Below are 2,947 nucleotides of genomic sequence, written 5' to 3'. Positions count from 1 at the left end.
AATATATAGAAAGTACTTCTTCCGCTTCCTTTTTGCTCTAAAATATTTTTTTTAACTAAGTCTTGTAAATCTCGTAATGCCGTATCGGTTGATGTTTTTACAATTTTGGCATATTTAGAAACACGTAAAACACCAAAAAAGTCATCCAATAACAAGTGTAGTATTTTCTGTTGACGTGCATTAAATGGGGTTTCTTTATTTGCTCCCCAAAATTGGGCACGAGTCATTGTTTTTTTGATAGTTTCATCTGTTTGCTCCATAGAACGCATCAAACAATCCAAAAACCATTTTAACCATGCTGTAATATCTAAGTTTCCTTTTTGAGTCCTTTCAAGTATTTCATAATACACATTACGTTCCGCTTGTATCTGTGTAGACATAGAATAAAACCGTTTAGAACTTTTATCAGCCCTTGCTAATAGCATATCAGTAATGGCTCGAGCAATACGACCATTTCCATCATCAAAAGGATGAATAGTAACAAACCATAAGTGCGCAAGACCTGCTTTTAAAACTGGATCAAGGTCCGTGTTGTTTTCAATCCATGCTAAAAAAACATTCATTTCACTTGGTACTGATGCAGACGGGGGTGCTTCAAAATGTACTTTTTCTTTTCCCATAGCCCCAGATGTAACCTGCATTACAGCATCACGCCAATCTGCTGTTTTTATTTTATACATACCGCTTCTTCCTGTTGGAAACAAGGCAGCGTGCCAATCGAATAGACGGTCATCAGTCAAAGAAACAGCATAACGTTGTGTAGCATCCAACATCATTTCTACGATACCTTCTACATCGCGTTCAGCAGGTAAAGCTCCAGCGATTTCAATACCTAAACGCCTAGCTATTGAAGAACGCACTTGTTCAGGATTTAATATTTCGCCTTCTATCTCACTTGACTTCATAACATCCATAGTCAGTGCGTTTAACATGGTTTCCTCTTGTATCCGAAAACCGAGTGCTTGCATCTGACCTAATATTTGTCCTTGACGGTGCCTAACCGAACCTAATATCTTTGTTATTAGTTCAGCATCCCATGTGAATTGTGGCCAGTCTTTTTGTTGATGTATATACATAATCACCGCTTATTTGCGGTAAAAATAGTTGTTTACTACCGCATTATCAAATATTTGAATTATTATTTGAATTAATCACCGCATTTTTACGGTAATAAAACATCAAAATCACCGCAAAAAATATGTAGGATGTTGTAATTAGGAAAGTGTTGAAATAAAAAAACCCGAAACTTTCGTTTCGGGTTTTCTGTTGCGGAGAAAGAGGGATTTGACCTCCAATTTCAACGTATTATATTCCAGCTATTTATAATTGAATTTTTATTTGGGTAACCGATTTTACCTCCCTTTTTAATCGTAAATAATTCATTTCATTTGTGAGTTGTAAATATACTCATTTACAATGATATAACAAATTAAAATTTAATAAACATTACCAATAATTAAACTAGTTATTTACGTGTTCAGTTCTGCTTATTTTGACTAAAACATTTATGACGTAATTTTCTGTTTTAACCAAAAATCAAGTGAGTTACTTGTTCATATTTTATGCCAGTATATGTACAGAACTCTTCTATTGTTAGGAACTCTTTATCGAGCTTGTTGAGGTCTCTCTTGATGTTTTGCATTAATCTGGTACTTTGACGATAACTCTTGCCTGTTATGCGTTGTATGTCCTTTGGATAGATGCAGACCCTCTGATTGCTACTTTTCATACTTTATATATGCCTTTGATTGGGCTTTAACTTCCTTCTGACGTGCAGAAAATCTTTTGCAATTTAGTTATAATTTTTCATACTTATTAATTGTGTTTTTGTGTTTGTTTGAGACACTTATGTCGTTTTTGGACATATGGTACACGCCTTGTTTTTTATTTTGAAAAATGCTTTGTAAACTTTGCCTTAATCATTCAGAATGAGGTTGCAACTTAATGTGGAATGAAGAAAAGTTTTAAATGAATGTTTAACAAAATTTTTAAATTATGGCAAGACAGAAAGGCATAATTAAATTGAAAGGTACTATCGGAGATATTACTTTTTACAAAACACAAGATGGACACTTGGCAAGAGAAAAAGGCGGAATTGACGCTAGTAGAATTGCAAATGATCCTGCGTTTCAGAGAACTCGTGAGAATGGCTCCGAGTTTGGACGAGCTGGAAAAGCTGGTAAAATATTAAGAACAGCATTGCGACCACTATTACTGAATTCGGCTGATGGCAGAATGGTGAGTCGTTTGACACAAGCTATGATTCGTGTTATTCAAGCGGATTTGGTTAGTGTTCGTGGTTTGCGAAACGTGATTGATGGAGAAGCTGAATTGTTATTTGGTTTTGATTTCAATATTCGCGGAAAATTAGGTACTACCCTATTTGCTCCGTTTGTTGCCACTATTGACCGCGTTACTGGAGAAATTAAAGTGACATTAGCTTCCTTTATTCCTGCGAATATGATAGCGGCACCTAGTGGAACGACACATTTTAAAATTATTTCTGCTGGTGCAGAAATTGATTTTGAAGCTGAAACCTACGTGGTTGATACTTCCGAAACAGCTATTTTGCCTTGGAACGGAACAGCTACTGCTCCAATTAACCAAGTGAATACGGTTACACCTGCAAGTACTAAACCCTTGTTTTTGGCTTTAGGTGTTGAATTCTATCAAGAGATAAATGGACAAAAGTATCCGTTGAAAAATGGTGCGTTTAACCCATTATCGATTGCGAAAGTTGATAGCGGTGTGTAAGATTAGTTGAAAGTGAAAAGCCGAAAGTCTTAAAGCTTATGAAACTAGAATTAACTAGAACTTATTTCCCTGAAGGAACCAATGGTAAACTCGAATGCGAAGGTAAATTAATTTGCAATACAATTGAATTGCCATGGAAGATGAACGAAACGAAGGTTTCCTGTGTTCCGGAAGGGAAGTATTTTATTAGAAA

At 35.5% G+C, this 2,947-nt stretch carries 3 protein-coding genes; 2 read left to right on the top strand and 1 reads right to left on the bottom strand.

Features of this window, described 5'->3' with window-relative positions:
• A partial coding sequence (locus tag KA468_RS10225; RefSeq protein WP_291242837.1) for a Fic family protein occupies nucleotides 1-1,076 on the bottom strand: 1,076 nt, incomplete at its 3' end.
• A gap of 919 nt (nucleotides 1,077-1,995) precedes the next feature.
• Here KA468_RS10225 and KA468_RS10220 point away from each other — a divergent pair.
• On the top strand, nucleotides 1,996-2,754 hold the full coding sequence (locus KA468_RS10220) for a hypothetical protein (RefSeq protein ID WP_291242836.1): 759 nt from the start codon (nucleotides 1,996-1,998) through the stop codon (nucleotides 2,752-2,754).
• Nucleotides 2,755-2,792: 38 nt separating this feature from the next.
• On the top strand, nucleotides 2,793-2,947 hold a 155-nt coding region (locus KA468_RS10215; protein ID WP_291242838.1), incomplete at its 3' end, for a DUF5675 family protein.

The sequence above is a fragment of the Flavobacterium sp. genome (genome assembly GCF_017985075.1).
Classification (GTDB): domain Bacteria; phylum Bacteroidota; class Bacteroidia; order Flavobacteriales; family Flavobacteriaceae; genus Flavobacterium.
This window is presented reverse-complemented; position numbering and strand designations above follow the sequence as displayed.

Bases quoted from the DNA above. Each gene is read 5' to 3' on its own strand.
- KA468_RS10220 (WP_291242836.1), top strand. From the start codon at position 1,996: ATGGCAAGACAGAAAGGCATAATTAAATTGAAAGGTACTATCGGAGAT.